We start from the raw sequence: 21,551 nt of genomic DNA, 5'->3' as shown, positions 1-21,551 counted from the left end.
AATGTATCAAACCTTTGAAGAATTAAACTTAACCGTTACAGAGTTACCGATTGAATTTGAAGAGGAACACCCTGTTTATCGAGGATTTATCAGAGAATTCCCTTTTATAACGGGGCAAGGAAGTTCCAGAAAAGAGCTTTACCGCAATCTAGCTGAGGTGTACGATTCATACATAGAACGTCAAACAGAACCTCCAGAAGAGATGACCTCTTCTTTGCTATCTGTAGATCAGCTAATGAAATACTATGACGGAGAAGTCTTTGATGGCTTCGACCTAGCCAATGAGAAAAACAGCTAAGCCACTTCTAGATGTGGTTTAGCTGTTTTTTATAGAATTATTTTAAAAATGCTAAAATATGTTGGAGATAAAGATTGGGTGCATCTAAGTTGATTGTGTGAGTAGCTTCTTCAAGTACGATTGTTTTTGTATGAGGACGTTTTTTCTCTATTTCTAAGGCATGTTCATTTGAGATGACCCATGATTTTTTTCCATGAAGAAGCAAAATGGGACAACTACTTTTGAGCAAAGTTTCCCAGTGATTGCCGTTGAGGTTGTGCTGAATTTTTTGAGCATGTTTGGCATCAAACTGAAAACACCACCCCTCTTCTTTTTGAGTGGTACGCTCTAAAAAGTAAACGGAATCTTTAAGATGAAATTGTGCCAATTTGTCATTGAGCTGTTGGAGTGTTAGAAAAGAGCGGTCCAACTCTGCAGCAAAACTACAATCGTCTTTTTCAATTGCGCCAATGTCTTCTAAGATAATTTTTTTGATATCAGGGCAAACAGCAGCTGCGTGGTAAGCTACGATACCACCTAAAGAGTGCCCAACAACAACAAATTCTTGTGTTTTTACTACTTGCTTATAAAATGCATAAAAGTCCTGAACAAAATGCTGAATGGTATACGCTTGACTAGAAGCGTGATCGCTAAAGCCATGACCTCGTTGGTCTAAGCTAAATACATGGAACTCTTTAAGATTTAAAAGAGTTGAAAAATAAGTAGCGCTACCAAACAATCCATGTAAACAAACGATGATTGGCTTTCCTACTTGTTCGTTATCCAGATAAGAGAGAGTGAGCGTTTCTGATTGAAAATAATGTCGTTTCATAAAAGTGCCTCCTATAATTTTATTTCCTTTTATGCTATGATTGTAGCACTTAAAGGTGTCATATAAAGAAACCATTGGAGGGGTTCGATGAAAAAAAGTGAGCGATTAAATGATATGTTGCGCTTTTTAAATGAAAAAAAACAGTTCAACCTATCGGATATCATGTCTAAATATGAAATTTCTAAAAGTACGGCGCTTCGTGATCTGACTTCTTTGGAGAAAATTGGACTAGCCTTTTATAGTGATGCTGGGCGCTATGGAAAATATGTGTTACTGAATAATCAAGTGCTGCCAACCATCCGCTTCACTGAAAATGAATTATTTGCTCTTTATATGTCTTTGTTGATGATAAAAGAGTATAGAAGTTTACCTTTCACTGCTGAATTTCAACAAATTCGGCAAAAATTTTTAGAAAACGTTTCACCCAGAATGCGGCAGCAACTGCATTTATTTGAAAATAAGATTCAATTTGAAAACCAAAAGCATCCTTATGCAAGTCTGTATTTAAAAGAGGTTCTATATTATAGTATTAATGAGGCAAAAGTTGTCATGTTTTACAATAAGAAGGAGTATACAGTTCAATTTTATCAAATCATTTCACGTTTTAATCAATGGTATGTTCAAGCTTACGATTATGGCAATCGAACGATAAAGACTTTTCGCTGCGATAAGATTGAGGGATTAAACAAATTAGAAGCAGACAAAGGACTAGCACCAGAGCGAATCAGTAAAATTGCTGGTTGTAACAAATTAGAGCGAAGTTGCTTGTTTAAAGTAGAAATTTCATCTTCTTTAGTAGATGAGTATTATAAAGAAAATTATCCTACGATAAAGCTAAAGGAAGAGTGCGGACATTACTTTTTGTGCGGGCAATACCATCCAATGGAATTGGACTTTGTGCTGAGTTATTTAGCCAAATTTGTTAGTGGGATGATCCAAATTGAACCGGTAGCGTTAAAAGCGAAGTTACTTGATTACTTTCACAAGCAAGTGAGCCACTTACAGAAACTCTAACAAAAGATGGAGGAAAGACAATGGATCAAGAATATGAAACCATTTATTTAGATGCAAAAACCAACAGTTATCTATTTAAATTTTTTTCACAAGATACGAAGCGAATTATCCCAATGCATGTCCATAAAGAAATCGAATTGTTATATTGTGTTTCTGGTTGCTTGAAAATTTGGATTGGTGGAGAGATTGTGGTACTAAAGCAAAATGAGTTCTATGTGATTAATAGTTTAGTCCCGCATGCTACACAAAGCTTGACAGAAAATGAAGTGATTGTTTTGTATTTATCTGAATCATTTTTAAAAGATGAAAATGTTCAAGTGGATATTTCATCAAAAAAGAAGGAAACGGCTGAGTACCAAGTAACAGTTGATACAATCAAAGAAGTCGAAGTACAGCACGAACAGGTGACGGAGTATTTACCTTATCTGCAAAAAAGTCTGATTCATAAATTGCAATACTTGCTTCTTCGTTTTTTTAGTCAAGCGGTAGATGAAACAAGTGAAAGAAAAAGAATTCAAAATGAGAAAGTCAGCCGTGTAATCAAAATCATCCAAGACAATTATACGAAAGAGTTGACCCTTGCGAAACTTTCAAGACTGAGTGGTTACTCGATGAATTATTTATCCAGAATGTTCCACCAATATACGGGTCAAACTTTTATCGAGTATAAAAGAAGCTTATGCTTAGAAGCGGCAATAAAAATGATGGATGCAACGGATTTAAGCTTAGAAGAGATTTCCATACGTTCGGGTTTCCCAAATGAAAAATCAATGCGGATGTATTTTAAAACGATGATTGGTGTTACACCGAGAAAATATAAAATGTTAAAAAATGACCGAAAATAGATAAAAATCACACTGTTTGTCAGAAGCAAAACATTGTATAGTTAACCCATAAATAGGAGGGTGATTATTTTGAGTAATGAAAACGAATACAAAGTCATTGCGAAAGAACTTATAGAAGCCGTAGGTGGTAGCGAAAATATTATATCTATGGCACATTGTGCAACAAGATTGCGCTTGATTGTCAAGGATAGAGATAGTATAGATGATGAAAAAGTAGAGGAAATTAATAAAGTAAAAGGTTATTTTTTTACCTCTGGTCAGTATCAGATTATTTTTGGAACTGGAACTGTCAATCGTGTATATGAGGCAGTGGAGTCGCTTGGAGTATCTGCCACGTCTAAGTCAGAATTAAAAGAGATTGCCTCTGATGAAGAAGACAATTGGTTTAAGCGTATGTTGAGAGTATTTGGAGACGTGTTTGTGCCAATTATCCCCGCTCTAGTTGCAACAGGTCTTTTTATGGGACTGAGGAATGTTGTGACACAAGAGCAAATTTTGCATTGGTTTGGATTAGTGCCTGCTGATATCTCAAGCAATTTTTTAGTGATTACGCAGGTACTAACTGATACAGCATTTAGTTTTTTACCCGTTTTGGTCTGCTGGTCCGCATTTAGAGTATTTGGAGGCTCCCCACTTTTGGGTATCTTGTTAGGGCTCATGCTAGTCAGCCCGTTATTGCCAACTTCTTGGGATGTAGCACAAGGAAATGCTAACCCATTAATGTTTTTTGGTTTTATTAAAGTGGCTGGTTACCAAGGATCCGTTTTACCTGCATTTATTATGGGTTTTGTCGGTTCTAATATTGAAAAGAAAATAAGAAAGCATGTTCCAGAGGTTTTGGATTTGATTGTGACGCCATTTTTAAGTTTGTTATTAATGCTTCTTATTGCCTTGTTTGTAGTAGGACCACTTTTCCATCAAGTGGAAGTCTGGATGTTAGACATTGTGAAGTTACTACTCAATTTACCATTTGGACTCGGCGGATTAGTATACGGTGCCATCAACCAAATCATTGTGGTAACTGGGTTACATCACGCGTTAAATTTAATCGAAATCCAAATGTTAGCCGACAATCACTGGAATTTGGTCAATCCAATTAGCTCAGCTTCAATGGCTGCGCAAGCAGGCGCAGCATTTGCTGTAGGCATGAAAACAAAGAGTGCAAAAATAAAATCTGTAGCATTTCCATCTTCATTTTCTGCACTTTTAGGAATTTCCGAACCGGCACTTTTTGGTGTGAACATTCGTTACGTTAAACCGTTTTTCATGGGATGTATTGGTGGTGGCGTAGGCGGATTTCTTGCAAGTCTCTTTTCTCTAAAAGCAACAGGAATGTCCATCACGGTTATTCCAGGTATGCTATTGTACTTAAACAGTCAATTACCATTATACATTCTTGTTTGTGTGGTAGGATTTGCTGTAGCATTTACTTTAACTTGGTTGTTTGGTTATAAAGATGAAGTTGGAAAGGAATTCAAACATGCGTAAAGAAGAACTGGTACAGCTAATTGGCAGTTTAACAACAGAAGAAAAAGTCGGACAGCTCATTCAGTTGACGGGTAACTTTTTTGATGCAGAGGACACCGTAATGGAAACGGGACCATTAAAAAAAATTGGTTTTAATGAGGAGACTTTTGATTTATATTCAACAGGTTCCTTGTTAAATGTGGTTGAGCCTAAAAATATTTATGATATTCAAAAAAAAAATTTGGCAAAAACGAAGCACAATATTCCATTACTTTTTATGGCAGATGTTATTTATGGGTACAAAACAATTTTTCCGATTCCAATCGCTCAAACGTGTAGCTGGAACTTTGATTTAATTGAGAAGGCAGCCAAAGTGATGGCAAAAGAATGTTACGATTCCGGGATTCATGTAACATTTGCACCGATGGTTGATATTGTTCGAGATATCAGATGGGGAAGGGTCTTAGAGTCCCCAGGAGAAGATCCAATACTTGCAAGAGAGTATGCCAAAAGCATGACAAAAGGAATTCAAGGAGACGAATCGATTCTTCCACAGGATCATCTTGCTGCCTGTGTGAAGCATTTTGCAGCGTATGGGGCCCCAATTGCTGGAAAAGAGTACAATGGCGTTGAGCTATCCGAAGAAGCACTACACAATGTTTATTTACCAAGTTATCAAGCCGCTATTGCTGCAGGGAGTAAACTGGTAATGACTGCTTTCAACACGCTAAATGGTGTCCCTTGTACAGGAAATAAATGGCTGAACCAAGAAATTCTTAGAGAAGAGTTTCAGTTTCCAGGTGTCCTCATCTCAGATTATGCGGCGATTGAAGAACTAAAAGTGCATGGGTACACAGCAAATGACTTAGAATCAGCCAAAATGGCTATTGAAAATACAGTTGATATTGATATGAAGACATCTGTATACGCCAATCACTTGCCAGCATTGGCCAATGAAAATCCAGAAATCATGAAGTTGTTGGATGATTCGGTTTTACGAGTGCTAGAACTGAAGAATGATTTGGGCTTGTTTGAAGATCCATATCGTGGGCTCGATCCACTTGATTTTTCGAAAGGGAAGCGATTGACTACTCAACACAGGCAGACGTCTTTGCAATTAGCTGAAGAGTCCGTGGTTCTTTTGAAAAATGAACAGGTGCTGCCTTTGAAAAAAGCAGAAAAAGTCGCTGTGATTGGGCCTTATGGAGAGGAAAAAGCAACTATTGGTTTTTGGGCTATTACGGGTGATACCAAAGATACGGTGTCGCTTTTAGAGGGACTTAAGCAATTGGCAGATGAGGGTATTGTGCTGCCAGCTTTTGCCAAAGGCTGCAATATTTTGCCAGCTTCTGAGGTTGATCAATATGATAAATATAGTCAGGCCATTGATATCGATATTCACTCGGAAGAAACCATGCTTGAAGAGGCAATCAAAGTTGCTTCAAATGTGGATACAATCGTTTTGGCTTTAGGCGAATCTACGTATCAAAGTGGTGAAGGTGGCTCTCGCACAACGCCTTGTTTGCCTAAAAATCAAGTAAAGTTATTAAAAGCGTTAAAAAAATTAGGGAAAAAAATCATCTTGATTGTTTATGCGGGACGTCCCTTACTCCTAGATGAAATTGTTGAGGATGTTGCAGCGATTCTCTATGCGTGGTTTCCAGGAACGATGTCAGGGCAGGCCTTAGCCAATATTCTTTATGGGAAAGCCAATCCTTGTGCTAAATTATCAATGACATTCCCACGATCAGTTGGGCAATTGCCAATCTACTATAATAGTGGATCGACTGGGCGACCTGTACAAGCGAGTAATCCCAATCATCGTTTTGCTTCGAGGTACTTGGATGAAGACAATAGTCCACTTTACTGCTTTGGATATGGTCAGTCCTATACAGAGTTCGCTTATGGGAAAGTGGAATTAGACAAAGAAAGTATGGACGAAAACGGTACTATCACGGCATCGGTAACAGTTAAAAATACTGGTAATTGTGCAGGAAAAGAAATTGTCCAGTTATACCTTCAAGATATTGCAGCTTCGGTTGTACGACCGGTGAAGGAGCTAAAAGACTTCCGAAAAGTTATTTTAGATAGTGGAGAAGAAAAAACGCTTCAGTTTAAAATAACTGAACAACAGTTAAGATTTTATTCACCCAAAGAAGGTTGGATAAGCGAAAGCGGTGCGTTTAATCTATTTATTGGGAAAGATTCAGAGGATAATCAGCAGCAAGGAAGATTTTATTTGATTAAAAACTAGGAGGAGTATCTTAGAACCTATTGTTCAAAAGTTTCTAAACACTGCATTTAGTCAGTGGTTAGAAACTTTTTTTTTTGCCATCCTTGTAGTAAAAGAAACAGAAAAAAAAGCTATGTAAGAAAACGCTTCAAAAGCGAACGTTATTCAACTTTATTGAGATATTGTTATGGGAAAATATTGACTAAGCGTGTAATAAATGCTATCTTTTATATGATAAATAAAATATGTATTCGATGTGAATACCTCTTTTGCCTGGCTTAGCCAATGTGATTGAGTTTAAGGGTAGTCATTACATTTAGTTGTAAGCTAGACCTATCTCTCCTATTTAGGGAGAGGTGGGTCTTTTTTGAGCTAAAACAGAATCTTTCGGAGGTTGAAGATGATTATAGATAAAATATTAAATAACAATTTTTTGATTGTGAAAGATGAAGGTAAAGAAAGAATAGTGATGGGGCGTGGGATTGCTTTTGGGAAAAAAATCGGGCAAAAAGTTGACCAAAATCGAATTCAAAAAAGTTTTTTCCTATCCAACTCAGAATTTCAAGAGAAGTTATTTAGTCTAGTTGATGCGGTTCCTTTAGAAATTTTTCAAGTGATTGAAGAACTTGTTGAGCTTTATCAAAGGAAAACAAAAAAAGAAGTGAATGAGTCTATTTATATTACGTTATCCGACCATTTGAACTTTGCTTTATCTCGAAAAAAAGCAGAATATTTATATAAAAGTGTACTCATATGGGATATTGAATATTTTTATCCAGAAGAGTATGAAATAGGTGTTTGGGGTGTCAATCGAATTAACACATTACTTGACGTTCAATTACCAGATGAAGAAGCTAGCTTTATTACGCTACATTTATTGGGAATGGATACTGGAATCTCAGAATCTGGTGATATAAAAAAAGTGATAGAAACAGTGCAAGATATTAGTGATATTATCCGCTATCATTTTGGGATTGATTTTGATTATCATGGGACGAGCTATCAGCGTTTAATTACACATTTGCGTTTTTTCTCACAGCGAGTGCTAAAAGGGGAGTTAAAAGAGGCGACATCTGACCAAGAAGAAATTGTGCTATTATTGCAAAAAAAGTATTCAGAGTCTTACAAATGTGTACGTTTGATTGAAAAGTATATGGAAGAAAAACATGACTGTCACTTAACAAGCGATGAAAAAATGTATCTAGTCTTGCATATTCAACGCATTGTTTTTGAAGAAAAATAAAAGGAGGACAAGAAGATGGCGCAATACGAACATCTGGTAGAAACGATCATTGAAAGTGTTGGAGGAAAGGATAATATCGAAAATGTTACACACTGTATGACTCGTCTTCGCTTTAACCTAGTGGATGATGAGTTGGTCAATGAAGGAACGCTACAAAAGAATCCACAAATTATCATGGTACAGTTTTCTGGTGGTCAGCTACAAGTAGTAATCGGGACCCATGTTGGGGATGTTTATAGTGAGTTGGTAGACCAAGTAGTACTCAATCAAACTAAAACCACTAGTAAAGAAGAACCAAAAGGATTAGTTAATAAATTTATTGAAACGATTACGAAAATCATTACCCCAACATTAGGGATATTGATTGCAACCTCGCTTGTTTTAGGGATTCAATCGCTGCTACTTTTGTTTCATCTGACAAACACGACTAGTGGTGAATATCTAATATTAAAAGCCCTTGGAAATGCGCTGTTTACGTTTTTCCCAATTGTTTTGGGGTATACGAGTGCAAAAGCTTTTCACTCAGATGGCTTTATTGGAATGATAGTGGGAGCGACGTTAGTATTCCCGTCAATTTTAACAGAGCTAACTCAAGGGAAGGCGATGTATACTCTTTTTTCAAATACGATTTTTGCAACGCCTATCTACAAAACTTTCTTTGGCATTCCGATTATGTTTCCAAGTAATGGCTATACTTCAACGGTCATCCCGATAATTTTAGCCATGTTTTTTATTTCAAAGTTAGAAAAAAAATTGACTACATTGATTCCAAAAGTAATGAGCTTTACCTTACTTCCGTTGATTACTTTAATTATTGGTGTACCAATCACAATTCTAGTATTTGGTCCGATTGCTAACTTTGCCAGCGCACTGATTACAGCAACGATTGGCTTTTTATATCATGCCTCCCCTATCTTAACAGCGATTGTGATCGGCTTGTTTTATCAGCCACTAGTTCTTCTTGGTTTGCACTGGCCGGTTGTTGCGATTGGAATCAATAACTTAGCTACTCAAGGGTTTGATACTCTTTTACCGATGATATATACAGTTCCATTTGCACAAATGGCAGTGGTCTTTGCGGTTTATCTTCGAACTAAAAGTCAAAAAGAAAAATCGTTATGTGTGCCTGCGATGATTTCAACTATATTTTGTATTATTGAACCGGCCATGTATGGGATTACTTTACCAGTCAAAAAACGTTTTGCGATTAGCTGTATTGCCAGTGCTGTCGGAGCGGTAATTATTGCTATTTTTAATGTTCACAATTATGCAAGTACAATCGGTTTGTTTGGAATGGTTGGCTTTATAGATCCTAAGTCTGGGCAGTATGGCGGATTTTTGGTAGCTGTTTGTGCGACTCTAGCGACGCTGCTAGTTGGTTTTTTACTCGCCTATATTAGTTTTGGAAAAGGAGAAAACGGGCAAGAAAAAAAGTTATAGCTTTGTACGCACCTATCCATGGGAAAATTTTAGCTTTGGAAGGGCTACGGCCACATCCATTGGCAAAGAAATTAGTAGGAGATGGATTTGCTGTTTTACCTTTTCAAGGAAAGGTGGTTGCACCTTTTGAAGGAAAAATTGAGGCGATACTCGCTAACAATCATACTATTGTACTAATAGAAAAAAATGGGTTGAAAGTTTTGATTCACATAGGGGTAAATACCAAACAGGCACCAATGGAGTATTTTACGCTCCAAAGGAATGTTGGCGATACAGTCTTTCCTGGTGAAGAACTCGTGCACTTTGATTTGGTCAAACTTAAGGAAAATGGATATGATAGCCGGACAATGGTCATTTTTCCAGAGGTTTTTATGGAACAGCAGCTATCAATTTACGCTAGAAATGAAGTGAGAGAATTAGAATTTTTAGGAGAAATTTTTGAAGGAGTGACAGAATAAAATGACAAGCAAAGAAGAGCGCGTACGTGGGGTGTTGATTGGTGGCGCGCTAGGAGATGCAATGGGAATGCCCACTGAGCTCTGGACGCAAGCGATGATCCAGGAGGAATTTCCCCGTGGTGTCCAAAAATTGGTTTCATCGATTAACAAAGGGGCAATCATGCGTGATATGAAAGCAGGGCAGATTACCGATGATACGATAAATGTTTTGTTTATTTTAGAAATGATTTGTGAAGCAAAAGGACAGTTATCAGTTGAAACATATTTGGAAAAATTGATGGATTGGACTCAAAATTCTCCTATTGCTGATCTAGTATCTGGTCCAAGTACTAGACGAGCGTTGGAACAAATGAAACAAGGAATCTCAATTTACGAAACAGGACGTTTTGGTACGACTAACGGTGCGAGTATGAAAATTGCACCGATTGGCTTAATTCGTGATTATAAAAGAATGGATGAATTAGTTGAAACCGTTCATCAAATTTGCATTCCCACGCATAATACTGGGATTGCCATTGCTGGAGCAAGTGCAGTCGCTGCTTCAATCAGCTATGCTATTTCTGGTGGGCAAAGTCTAGAAGACTTATGGAGTTTGGCCGAGAAAAGTATTCGTATGGGTCTGAAAAAAGGGTATGACGTTCCGACTGCTTCATTAGTGAAACGATTAGTACGTGCAAAAGAAATTGCTCAAGAGCCTGACACGGCCATTAAAAGACTATATGAAGAGTTAGGGACAGGAACAGAAACCATTGAAACCATTCCAGCCGTCTTTGCTGTTATCACACTTGCTGAGGGAAATCCCAATAAAGCAGTCAAACTTGCCGCTTCCCTTGGAGGCGATACTGATACAATCGGTGCGATTGCAGGCGGAATTTGTGGAGCGCTGCATCCAGATTTCTCACAGGAAGATGTTGTGTTATTAGAGACAGTCAATCAGCTTGATTTTCATCAATTGACTAAAAAAATTATGCCGTATGTGATATAAAAAAAGCACGACCACTTGCTATCTAGCAAATGGTCGTGCTTTTTTTTTAAGAATTTCCGAGTTGTAATTGTGCTTCGTAGCGTTTGTTTCCTTTATATAATTCAACTATTGTCCAAATGAGTACGACTACGATGAGGATAATCAAGGCATACGCAATGTTATCTGCAAAAGCTAACTGACTAGCAGTCGCTTTATCACCGAAAAATCCTTCGATTTGATCAGGTAAACCTTTCATATTCAAGAAAATTAAACCAGCTACAGAAATCCATCCTAACCCTTTAATAATCCAAGAATTTTTAAAGCGAGCGCCCATTTCTACTCGGCTATTTGTAAACATCAAGAGAGGGAGCATGGAGAAGGGTAAAGCAAATGCTAAGAAAACTTGGGAATTATTCATGAGATTATTTATGGCGATATGTTCTTGAACCTCACTTTTTCCACTTGACATGATGACGCAAATAAGAACTGGAACAACAGAAAGTAAACGGGTAATTAATCTTCTTACCCACAAAGGCACTTTCATATGAACAAATCCTTCCATAATCACTTGTCCTGTTAGTGTCCCAGTAATAGTCGAATTTTGTCCAGAAGCAAGTAAGGCAACTGCAAATAATACAGAAAGAACACCAGAGCTTGCTACTTGGGCTAACACATGATTACTCATTGTAGCTGGGTTAGATAATGCATCGAATAGTCCAAAAAAGGAAGGATCAGCAACAGCACCAGATTTGAAAACGGCAACTCCTGTGATTAAGAGTAATGAATTAACAAAGAACGCCATAGTCAACTGAATATTTGAATCCCAGGTTGAAAAGCGTAAAGTGCGTGCAATATCTTCTGGATCGTCATGATCAATTTTACGACTTTGAACAACAGAAGAATGAAGATACAGATTATGTGGCATCACAGTTGCTCCGATGATTCCTAATGTCCCAGTTAATGGTACTTGGCCGTTGACAGCATGTGAGCTAGAAAAAGCTTCAGCACTAGGGACTAAACCTTTGATCACTTGTGCCCAATCAGGATGTGAAAGAGCTACTTGGTAAGCAAAAATAATGAAAATAACAAAAATTAATGCAACGACAATGGCTTCAATTTTTCTAAAGCCAATCTTTGTTAATAATAATAATAGCAGTACATCGAAAACAGTAATAAATACAGCAATAACTAATGGAATTTTAAATAGTAGATAAAGTGCAATTGCACCACCAATTACTTCTGCAATATCTGTTGCCATAATAGCCAGCTCGGTTAAAATCCATAAGACAATCCCCAGTGGTTTACTTGTTCTAGCTCGAATTGCTTGAGATAAATCCATTTGCGAAACAATTCCTAATTTTGCAGCCATATATTGTAACAACATGGCGATTAAGCTAGAAATGAGAATGATTGACATAAGTAAATATTGGAAATTTTGACCACCCGTAATTGAAGTTGACCAGTTTCCTGGATCCATATAGCCTACAGCAACAAGCGCACCTGGCCCAGAATAGGCAAACAAGGTTTTCCAAAAACTCATGCCTTTAGGAACTTCGATCGTTCCGTTGATTTCTTCTAAGGAAGGTCCATTAGCATATTCAACTAAATGCTTCTTCCTTGTTTTATTTTGATTGTTCATTGATAAAACTCCTTTGAAAATAAATTTGAACCAATTCATAGTTATATCATACACCAAAAATTAAGGTATGCCTAATATTTTTTTATGAAAATAATTATTTTTATTTTGGTAAACCGTTTTTTTCTTTGATAAAAGTCAAACATAAACAAAATTTTTACCTGTATTTAACAAAATTTTATCCTTTATTTGAAAGGGAAATTTACAAAAAGCCGTTATACTTGAGGCGGAAGAGGGAGTTCTTCTAAAGTTAAAATTCAGGAGGAAGAAAATGCAATTGACAAAAACGATGGTAAAAAAAGTGGGCATTAGCATGGCAGGTGTGTTAGTAGTTCTGGGACTTGGGGGTTGTTCTTCAAATAAAAAAACAGAGTCAACCGCTGAAGCTAACAAAGAAAACAGCACACAAACACTTGAGCAAATTACCAAAAAGGCAAAAGCAGAAGGTCAAGTAGCTAGTGTAGGTATGCCAGATTCATGGGCGAATTGGGTAGGTACTTGGGGCGACATCAAGACCAAATATGGCATTAACCACACAGATACTGATATGTCTAGTGCAGAAGAATTGGCAAAATTTCAATCTGAGGGGACAAACGGAACTGCAGATATAGGAGATGTAGGAATTAGTTTTGGACCATTAGCGGTTCAAAAAAATCTAGTTCAAGCCTATAAAACTTCTTACTGGAAAGATATTCCAAGTTGGGCTAAGGATGATAAAGGATACTGGATGCTTAGTTATACTGGAACGATTTCTTTCATGGTAGATACCAAAAATGTCAAAAATATTCCTAAGACTTGGAAAGAACTCGCAAATAGTAAATATAAAGTTGCGATTGGAGACGTAACCAAAGGGAATCAATCACAATTTGCAGTACTTGCTGCAGCAATTGCGAATGGTGGAGATGAAACCAATATTGCTCCGGGATTAAAGTATTTTGCTAAAATCGCTAAAGAAGGTCGCTTGTCTTCTGTTGATTCGACCATGGCGAATTTAGAAAAAGGGGAAATTGATGTAGCAGTAATGTGGGATTTCAATGCACTTAATTACCGAGATCAAGTAGATAAAACGAGATTTAAAGTTGAAATTCCAACAGATGGATCTGTTATGAGTGGTTACACTACTTTGATTAATAAAAATGCGCCACATCCAAATGCTGCAAAATTAGCTAGAGAGTACATCCTTTCAGATGAAGGTCAAATTAATTTAGCGAAAGGATACGCACGTCCGATACGCTCCACTGTTAAATTACCACAAGAGGTCAAAGATAAGCTATTGCCAGATAGTGAATATAAATCTGTGCAACCACTAAAAGATAGTACAGCTTGGGACAAAACAGCCCTTAGCTTACCAGAAAAATGGCAACAGGAGGTATTGATCTATGCAAAATAAATTAATCTTTATTGTACTTGATGGGTGTCGTTATGAAGCGGCGATGGAACAGTTAGGATATATGAATCATTTGGTGGAACATGGCAAGGCAAGTTCTTACAAAGTTCAAGCAGAAATGCCGAGTAATTCAAGACCACTGTATGAAGTGTTGATGACAGGGGTTCCTACTTATCAAAATGGTATCACCACAAATGCTTCTGTGCGAAATTCAAAAGAACAGTCTATTTTCTCACTCTGCAAAGAACAGAACAAAAAAACAGCAGCTGCAGCCTATCACTGGGTTAGTGAATTGTATAATGAAGCACCCTTTTCTATTTTCAATCATCGTTTCCAAGAAAATCCCGAAAAAAATATTCAACAAGGATTATTTTACTTTGAAGACACTTACCCAGATAGCCATTTGTTTGCTGATGCGCATGCTCTTATCGAAAGAAGTCAGCCAGATTTTGTTTTGGTTCATTCGATGAACATTGACGATGCAGGGCATAAGTATGGGGGCTTTTCGAAAGAATATTTCGGTATGGTTAATCGTGTGGACAATGTCTTAGGTCTTTTCTTACCAAAATGGGTTGAACAAGGGTATCAAGTAATTGTTACAAGTGACCATGGGATGGACGAACATGGGATACATGGGGGCTCACTTTCTGCTCATAGAGAAGTTCCTCTATTTGTAATTTCTGACAAGATAGAAGCAGAAAAAAGGACAGAATTAATTCCTCAATTACAGCTGGCACCATTTGCTTGTCAGTTATTGAAAATTCCAGTTGCTGAAAAGATGGTGACCGTAACATTTCCTAAGTGGATTCAGTAAAGGAGAATTCGATGTTAGCAAATATGAAAAAAAAACTTCCTTTTATAGCAGTGGTGTTTCCCTTGGTATGTATGCTGGCATTATTTTTATGTATGCCAGTAATTGGCATGGTTCTTTCTAGTTTTCAAACAGATACAAATGGAGCCTGGACCTTATCTAATTATCATGAGATATTTACCAATTCCTTTTTTTATCAAGCTTTTTATAATAGCGCGCTAATCGGCTTGTTTTCAAGTGTTTTAGGCCTGATTTTAGCTATTGTTTTGTGTAATTGCTTATTAAAACTGTCAGAAAAATGGCAAGAAAAAATAACGGTAGTGACCAATTTGGTGGCGAATTTTGCAGGGGTCCCGTTAGCCTTTGCGTTTATTATCTTGTTGGGGAATTCTGGGATTTTAAAACTTGCTTTTCCCCATTTGATGACGTTTAACCTGTATTCCTGGCGAGGATTAGTTCTAACTTATTTGTATTTTCAAATTCCCCTTGGGGTGATTTTTATCTATCCTGCTATGCGTAAGATGAAGAAAGAATGGATTGAAGTATCCGACTTATTTGGTGCTAGTCGTTCTTTTTACTGGCGCAAGGTGGGCATTCCGCTACTGATGCCAACGCTCGGGAGTACCTTTATCATTTTGTTTGCCAACGGCCTAGGAACTTATGAGACGGCGTATGCGTTAGTAGGGAGTAACATTAACTTACTAACTACTAGAATTTCAGCATTGATTGCAGGGGATGTTTATGCTAGACCGAATGTAGGAAGTGCTTTAGCAGTGGTGTTTTTTGGCATGATGGTTCTGGCAATGATTTTATCTCAGCTGTTGGTTAGAAGAGTAAGGAGGACGTCACTATGAAAAAGAAACTGCCACTTTCGACGAAACTAATTTTACTGATTTTTGCAATTTTTTATGCGACGCCTTTTGTGTCAACGACAATTTACGCTTTTGCGACAAAATGGGGGAAGACAATCCTGCCACAGGGGGTGACTTTAGAATGGATCAAGCAGCTCTTTGGAGATACAAATTTTTATGTTGCGATTGGGCATTCATTTTTATTAGCGATTGTGTCACTAATAGTTTTGCTCGTAGTAATGTTACCTGCAGTGTATGTCGTCTACCATATGTTTCCCAAAGTTGATTACACCATGCAATACTTTTCACTGGTGTCTTACGCATTACCAGGGGTAATTTTAGCGACTGGATTATTAAAGATTTACTCTGGCAGTCAAATTCCCATGTTCTTAGTGTTAGTGGGTGCTTTGTTTATTACCTCACTTCCGCTAATCTATCAAGGAATTCGCAACAGTATGGTGGCTATCGATAGCAAGTCTCTGATTGAGGCTTCCAAGATGTTGGGTGCCAGTAGCATGACTACATTTTTGAAAGTAATCCTCCCAAATATTCGCTTTGGTGTTTTACTTAGTTCTTTGATGATTTTTTCGGGATTTTTAGGTGAGTTTGTCCTAACAAACCTTTTAATTGGAGGACGTTTTCAAACGATCCGAATCTATATGTTGCGTCGAATGAACGAAAATGGGCATATTGCAAGTTCTGTCATGGTGGTTTACTTTATTATTTTATTTTTAGTTGGATTCGGGATGAATCAATTGAGTAAAAAAATGAAAGAAAGCGCAAATAATACTCGAAAAAAAAGGCGATTTGGTAGAGAGAGTCAGAAGATAGTCGAAAAAAATACTTCTACAGCAAAAATAAGTTAGAATGGGAGACAATATAATGAGTTTTTTACAGGTGGAAAAATTAGAGATGTGGTTTGGCAAGCAACAGGTATTAAAAAATGTGGATCTGTCTGTAGAACAAGGAAAATTGGTGACGCTCCTTGGACCTAGTGGGTGTGGGAAGTCGACTCTTTTGCGTTTGATTTCTGGTTTAGAAACAGCTAATGGTGGAAACTTATATTTAGATGGAAAAGATATTTCTAAACAAAGCGCTCAAAACCGAGACATTAGTATGGTCTTTCAGTCTTACGCGTTGTTCCCTAATATGACGGTCTACGATAATATTTCTTATGGACTGCGTGTGCAAAAATTAGATAAAAAAACAATTCATCAAAAAGTGATGACGATGCTAAGTTTAATTCATTTGGAGGAAAAAAGTGCAGCATTTCCTAGTGATTTATCTGGGGGACAACAGCAAAGAGTCTCATTGGCTCGGGCATTGATTGTGGAACCAAAAGTTTTATTGTTAGATGAGCCTCTTAGTGCGTTAGATGCACAGATTAGGAAGGAATTACAACTTGAGCTTCGGACGTTGCAACAAGAGTTGGGCATGACCATGATTTTTGTGACACATGATCAAGAAGAAGCCATGCTCATTAGTGACACCATTCATGTGATGCATGATGGGGAAATTGTTCAATCAGGGACGCCGGAAGAGTTATATTCTTATCCGAAAAACGACTTTGTAGCAAGCTTTATTGGCCATTATAATTGTTTTGAAAAAGAAAAAATTGCTCCCATTCTATCTGATTCAAGATATTTACACACAGATGTGAAAAAGGTGGCCATTCGGCCGGAAGTGATTAAACTGGAGCCACAGAATGAGACCGATTGTATCATTCGAAGCTGTCAGTATCTTCGTCGTGATGTTTTGGGCAATATTGTTAGGTGTCATTATCAAATTAATGGGGTAGATATAGCTGTGGATCTACTAAATAATGTAGAAACGATACCAAAGAAAAATGAATTCGTGGATTTGTATGTCAATCCCAAAGATTTTATTTTGTTATAAACGAGTTTAGGGACGCTTCATGTCATTGAGCAGTAACCCTAAGCCGATTAGTATTGAAATACTGTAGATTATTCCCATAATTAAGCCCTCCTATGATTGGTTGATAGCTCAAGTATAGAAGAGGTTTATTGAAGACTTTTTACGAAAATGTTGCGAAGATATTAAAGCTAAAACAACGAACAATCAGTCCCAAAAGTTTTTACTTTGAGACTGATTGTTCGTTGTCATTAATCGCTGCATCAATCAAATGATTTTTTTAGTCCGCCATTTTCCACGTTTCATTCGAAGGGTAAAAATAATGCCGCGAATTCCCCATTCCACACACATAGCGAGCCAGACCCCAATTAACCCATAATGAAAGGTAATTCCTAGTAAGTAACCAAGAATAATCCGAATACTCCACATCGTAATCAATGAGACAATCGAAGTAAAAGAGGCATCTCCAGCTGCTCTAAGTGCAGAGGGGGTGATAAAACTAATGGGCCAGACAAGAATTCTGGCAACTGATACAAGTAGAAGTAGTAGGAAAACTTGTTGCTCAACGGCTTTAGGAGCATTAAATAAGCGAATAATAATAGGGTAGGCAAGAATAAGCAGACCACTCGTTAAAAGGGTCGAAATCGATGCGAGTCCAAGAAAAGAACGCCAAAACTTTTGAACACTTTTTTGATCGTTTGCCCCAATTGACTGTCCAACAATTGGAACAAGAGCCAAAGCTAGTGATCCTGGAATGATTTCAAGAAGCATGGTTAAAGAACCGCCAATCGCATTGGCACTTAAGGCGAGCGTTCCTAGCTGTACAATAAAAATTTGGGTTAAAATTTTGCCACCATTAAAAAATAATTGTTCTGCAGCAAAAGGAAAGCCAACTTTCAACACCTTTTTAACGAGTGGAAAATCAATAGGAACTAAACGTTTAAAAGAAGAATGTAAGGAATCGTTTTGATAAGTAAGATACCACAAAGACAGGATGGCTCCTAGAAGCCGAGCAATGTTAATTGCGACAGACATTCCAACTATGCCCCAGTGGAATACTTGAATGAACAGTAAGTTTAAGAGCACATAGCCAATATTAGTAAAAGCTGATAAAAATAAAGAGGCACGAGTATCGGCAACCCCCCGCAAAATGCCACAAGCAGCTTCAACAATTGCTAATGCAGGGTAACTCAGCATTGAACCAATCAGGTAGATTTTAGCGTTAGCCATAACAGCGGGACTGGAGCCACCAAAAAGTCCGGTTAAAAGTGGTCGATGGAAGAGTAAGATGAATGTGGCAAGGAGTAAAGCTAAACCAAAAACGACAGTCAAGGTACCAGTGCCTGAACGTTCCACCAGTTGTTCCTCGTGTTTTCCTCTTGCTTGTGCGACCATTACTGTTCCACCTGTAGCGAGTGCAATAAATACGCTAATGAAAAAAATGTTTAGCGATTCGACTAGGTTGACGGCACTTACAGCTGCAATCCCTGCAGAACTAATCATTGCAGTATTTAACAGCGACATTCCAATCACAAAACTCTGATCAACTATAATTGGAAGAGTTAGTTGAAAAACATCTTTGGGCGCAAACAATGGACTAGAAAAATGTTTTTGGTAGTAAATTTTCCAACGAGTATACAATAAGACTCCCCCTTTCAGAGTTCAAATTAAATTAGTTTTTATTATAGCACTTGTTGCTTATATTTATTTAAATCTTGCTTAAATTATTTGAAATAAAACATTTTGCAGAAATATAAGAGATAATTGAAATCTTTCTACTGTAAAAATCATGGAAGAGCTTATAGTAATAACCTCAATAAACAGGTCATAGGAGGGGCAAACGAAAAAAAAGCTATGCGCCCAAACAGGCAGTTAAAGCGGAAAATACGTGTTATAGCCAAGTAAACCGCGGCTGGTTGAGTTTTTGTTTCACCTAGCATAAAAGTCGTAGTGGAATAAACAGATAAAATCGTAAAATAGAGTTGCTTATTTGGAAAATGATGGTATGATAATAAAAAAATGGAGGGGTACAAATGGGATTGAATGAATTTATTTTAGGCTTAAATAACTTAGAAAAAATAACAAGAGCGCCAGGATTTTTTAAATTTACTGAGCATACTGTAGCGGCGCATTCTTACCGAGTGGCCTCTATTGCTCAAGTGTTAGGTGATATTGAAGAAAATCAAGGAGTTTCTATTGATTGGAAAACTTTATATGAAAAATCATTAAATCATGATTATACGGAGCGTTTTATTGGAGATATTAAAACACCAGTGAAATATGCGAGTAAAGAATTGCGGGGAATGCTTCAAACTGTAGAGGAAAAAATGACAGATGAATTCATCAATCAAGAAATTCCCGAAGCGTTCCAAGAGATTTATCGAAGAAGGCTTTTTGAGGGAAAAGATGAATCGGTCGAAGGGGAGATTCTGGCGGTGGCAGATAAAGTTGATTTACTCTATGAATCGTTTGAAGAAATTATAAAAAATAATCCCGAATCTGTTTATAAAGAAATGTTTGTTGAATCAATTCACACCATCAAAGAGTATGGTCATCGTCCGTCTGTCCAATACTTTTTCCAAGAAATTTTTCCAGAGCTACTAAATCGAGACTTTTATGGCAGAGAAGTATTTTTAGAATCTGTGTATAAAATTATTGATTAATTTTACACTCAAAATAAAATTATTTATAAAAAAATCAAAGGAATTTTCTTTTGTTTTTTTTATTTTTTTTAAAAACCCTATTTTTGTCATTTATTACGCATAAAAGTTATCATTTAAAGGAAAAAAATGATTGAGTAGAGAGTATTAAAAATAAACAAAAAAAAAACAATTCGTTAAAAGGGGGATACATAGTTTTTTTTTGTTGATTTAAACCGTTTATCCCGATAGAATGATGATAGACATGGAACAGATAAATTAAATAAAGGAGCTTAAAAAGTGAAAAAAAGGCTAAAAAACAAAGCGTATCAGATCATTCGTGCTAGTGCAACCACAGGACTCGTCATGACAACTTTAGTTGGAAATTTTCCTTTGTCCCAAGTACTAGCAAATAGTCCATCAAACAATGGGACATATGCACTTGCTGCGGAGAATGAAAAAGCATTATCTTATGAGGTTGTTAAAAACGGAGAGAGCTATACATTAAATAATATTAGTGTACCTGTTGGAGATAACTACTCAGTTATTTCAATCACAACAAAACAAGCTTCGGACCTAACGATTAATGGATATAACGCAAGTACATCTGATGTAAATATTACCAAAGTAGTCACAAGTGAGGGCGTAAACTATAGTTTAGTTTTTGCGACTGCTCAAAATCAAGACAAGGTAACAGATGTTTTAAAAAATATAGTGGTTACAGGAGTCGATACTAGTAATAATCAAGCAAGTATTACGGTTGATATCTCTAAACAAAAAATAACAAAATATGTCGACGAAATGGGCATTTCTCATTATTATGAATATGTACCGGAAGCTAAAACATGGTTAGAGGCTTACAATGCAGCTAAACAGAGAACTTATAAAGGGCTACATGGATACTTAGCTACCATTACTTCACAAGATGAACAAGATTTTATTTACGGAAGTATTGCAAATAAGGGTGGTTGGCTTGGTGGTACACGTGCTGTGCTAAACTCTGGTGCGAAAATCAATGACGAATCAACTCTAAGCACAGACGCGAGCAATTATGCAATTAATGTCGCCTCCAACAATACAAAATGGTATTGGGCAGATGGTCCAGAAGCAGGGAACACTTTCTATAATACCGCTTATGCTGGTGGAACCATTGATGGAGTGTACAGTAACTTTAACAGTGGCGAACCAAATGCTAACAATTCTAATGAAGCCTTTTTACAATTTGCTTTTAGTGGTTTTGGAGCAAATCCTAGAAAATGGAATGATTTACGAAACAATGCCAATCAAGTTGATAATTCTTGGGCTGGACTTGAAGGATACTATGTTGAATACAGTACATATGGCAACGAAAAAGAAGATTTAACCAATAATACTGATGAATCAATCAGCTACACTCAAACATTTAAAAGCAACGACAAACCGGTTATCGAAGCGCAAGATCAAACGTATAAAGTTGGGGATAAGATTGACCCACTGAAAGACGTCAAAGGCACCGATAAAGAAGACGGAACGACGGAAGTCAAAGTGGCGAAGATCGTTGATAAAACAGGGAAAGAAGTAACAGAAATCCCAAGTGATCAGC

The 21,551-nt window shown here is 37.1% G+C and carries 19 protein-coding genes; 16 read left to right on the top strand and 3 right to left on the bottom strand.

Annotation, left to right across the window (positions count from 1 at the left end; all coding sequences use genetic code 11):
- Nucleotide 1 precedes the first annotated feature (1 nt).
- A complete protein-coding gene (locus CBF30_RS09160) occupies nt 2-298 on the top strand; it encodes a hypothetical protein (RefSeq protein ID WP_126825634.1) in 297 nt (98 codons plus the stop codon).
- A gap of 37 nt (nt 299-335) precedes the next feature.
- On the opposite strand, the gene CBF30_RS09155 is transcribed toward CBF30_RS09160, so the two are convergent.
- Nucleotides 336-1,109, bottom strand: coding sequence for an alpha/beta fold hydrolase (locus CBF30_RS09155; protein WP_170168999.1), 774 nt, complete (start codon nt 1,107-1,109; stop codon nt 336-338).
- 87 nt (nt 1,110-1,196) lie between these two features.
- On the opposite strand from CBF30_RS09155, the gene CBF30_RS09150 reads away from it, so the two are divergent.
- From CBF30_RS09150 to CBF30_RS09115, 8 genes are all read left to right on the top strand, one after another.
- The gene (locus CBF30_RS09150; protein WP_126825628.1) at nt 1,197-2,123 is read left to right on the top strand and encodes a helix-turn-helix transcriptional regulator; all 927 of its coding nucleotides are present in this window, start codon (nt 1,197-1,199) and stop codon (nt 2,121-2,123) included.
- 20 nt (nt 2,124-2,143) lie between these two features.
- A complete protein-coding gene (locus tag CBF30_RS09145; protein ID WP_126825625.1) occupies nt 2,144-2,968 on the top strand; it encodes a helix-turn-helix domain-containing protein in 825 nt (274 codons plus the stop codon).
- Between the two features lie 69 nt (nt 2,969-3,037).
- On the top strand, nt 3,038-4,456 hold the full coding sequence (locus tag CBF30_RS09140; RefSeq protein ID WP_126825622.1) for a sucrose-specific PTS transporter subunit IIBC: 1,419 nt from the start codon (nt 3,038-3,040) through the stop codon (nt 4,454-4,456).
- Entirely contained in the window at nt 4,449-6,689 is a 2,241-nt protein-coding gene (gene bglX / locus CBF30_RS09135; RefSeq protein ID WP_126825619.1) for a beta-glucosidase BglX, read from the top strand. Before CBF30_RS09140 ends, bglX begins: the two co-directional genes overlap by 8 nt.
- Nucleotides 6,690-7,068: 379 nt before the next feature.
- On the top strand, nt 7,069-7,911 hold the full coding sequence (locus CBF30_RS09130) for a PRD domain-containing protein (RefSeq protein ID WP_126825616.1): 843 nt from the start codon (nt 7,069-7,071) through the stop codon (nt 7,909-7,911).
- A gap of 15 nt (nt 7,912-7,926) precedes the next feature.
- Nucleotides 7,927-9,351: a PTS transporter subunit EIIC gene (locus CBF30_RS09125; protein ID WP_126825613.1), complete on the top strand. Its 1,425-nt coding sequence runs from the start codon at nt 7,927-7,929 to the stop codon at nt 9,349-9,351.
- 2 nt (nt 9,352-9,353) lie between these two features.
- Nucleotides 9,354-9,809 (top strand): PTS sugar transporter subunit IIA, encoded by a 456-nt coding sequence (locus CBF30_RS09120; protein WP_170168998.1) that lies wholly within the window; start codon nt 9,354-9,356, stop codon nt 9,807-9,809.
- A 1-nt stretch (nt 9,810) separates the two neighbouring features.
- The gene (locus CBF30_RS09115) at nt 9,811-10,794 is read left to right on the top strand and encodes an ADP-ribosylglycohydrolase family protein (RefSeq protein WP_126825607.1); all 984 of its coding nucleotides are present in this window, start codon (nt 9,811-9,813) and stop codon (nt 10,792-10,794) included.
- Nucleotides 10,795-10,840: 46 nt separating this feature from the next.
- Here CBF30_RS09115 and CBF30_RS09110 read toward each other — a convergent pair whose 3' ends face one another.
- The gene (locus CBF30_RS09110; protein ID WP_126825603.1) at nt 10,841-12,412 is read right to left on the bottom strand and encodes an Nramp family divalent metal transporter; all 1,572 of its coding nucleotides are present in this window, start codon (nt 12,410-12,412) and stop codon (nt 10,841-10,843) included.
- 268 nt (nt 12,413-12,680) lie between these two features.
- On the opposite strand from CBF30_RS09110, the gene CBF30_RS09105 reads away from it, so the two are divergent.
- Genes CBF30_RS09105 through CBF30_RS09085 form a run of 5 tightly spaced genes read left to right on the top strand, consistent with a single transcriptional unit; the run spans nt 12,681 to nt 17,354 of the window.
- Nucleotides 12,681-13,799, top strand: coding sequence for an ABC transporter substrate-binding protein (locus CBF30_RS09105; RefSeq protein WP_126825600.1), 1,119 nt, complete (start codon nt 12,681-12,683; stop codon nt 13,797-13,799).
- Entirely contained in the window at nt 13,789-14,610 is an 822-nt protein-coding gene (locus CBF30_RS09100) for an alkaline phosphatase family protein (RefSeq protein WP_126825597.1), read from the top strand. The genes CBF30_RS09105 and CBF30_RS09100 overlap by 11 nt, the downstream gene beginning before the upstream one ends.
- An 11-nt stretch (nt 14,611-14,621) precedes the next feature.
- Nucleotides 14,622-15,461, top strand: a complete 840-nt coding sequence (locus tag CBF30_RS09095) for an ABC transporter permease (protein ID WP_390221167.1) — start codon at nt 14,622-14,624, stop codon at nt 15,459-15,461.
- Entirely contained in the window at nt 15,458-16,324 is an 867-nt protein-coding gene (locus CBF30_RS09090) for an ABC transporter permease (protein ID WP_126825594.1), read from the top strand. Before CBF30_RS09095 ends, CBF30_RS09090 begins: the two co-directional genes overlap by 4 nt.
- Before the next feature lie 16 nt (nt 16,325-16,340).
- On the top strand, nt 16,341-17,354 hold the full coding sequence (locus tag CBF30_RS09085) for an ABC transporter ATP-binding protein (protein ID WP_126825591.1): 1,014 nt from the start codon (nt 16,341-16,343) through the stop codon (nt 17,352-17,354).
- A 243-nt stretch (nt 17,355-17,597) separates the two neighbouring features.
- Here the strand turns inward: CBF30_RS09085 and CBF30_RS09080 are convergent, their stop codons facing one another.
- A complete protein-coding gene (locus CBF30_RS09080; protein ID WP_126825588.1) occupies nt 17,598-18,971 on the bottom strand; it encodes an MATE family efflux transporter in 1,374 nt (457 codons plus the stop codon).
- 392 nt (nt 18,972-19,363) lie between these two features.
- Here CBF30_RS09080 and CBF30_RS09075 point away from each other — a divergent pair, with 392 nt between their 5' ends.
- Nucleotides 19,364-19,993 (top strand): YfbR-like 5'-deoxynucleotidase, encoded by a 630-nt coding sequence (locus CBF30_RS09075; RefSeq protein WP_126825585.1) that lies wholly within the window; start codon nt 19,364-19,366, stop codon nt 19,991-19,993.
- 276 nt (nt 19,994-20,269) lie between these two features.
- Nucleotides 20,270-21,551, top strand: a 1,282-nt coding sequence (locus tag CBF30_RS09070) for a C-type lectin-like domain-containing protein (RefSeq protein WP_484444098.1), incomplete at its 3' end; no start/stop codon positions are given.

It is taken from the genome of Vagococcus entomophilus (genome assembly GCF_003987595.1).
Taxonomy (GTDB): Bacteria; Bacillota; Bacilli; order Lactobacillales; family Vagococcaceae; genus Vagococcus_E; species Vagococcus_E entomophilus.
This window is presented reverse-complemented; position numbering and strand designations above follow the sequence as displayed.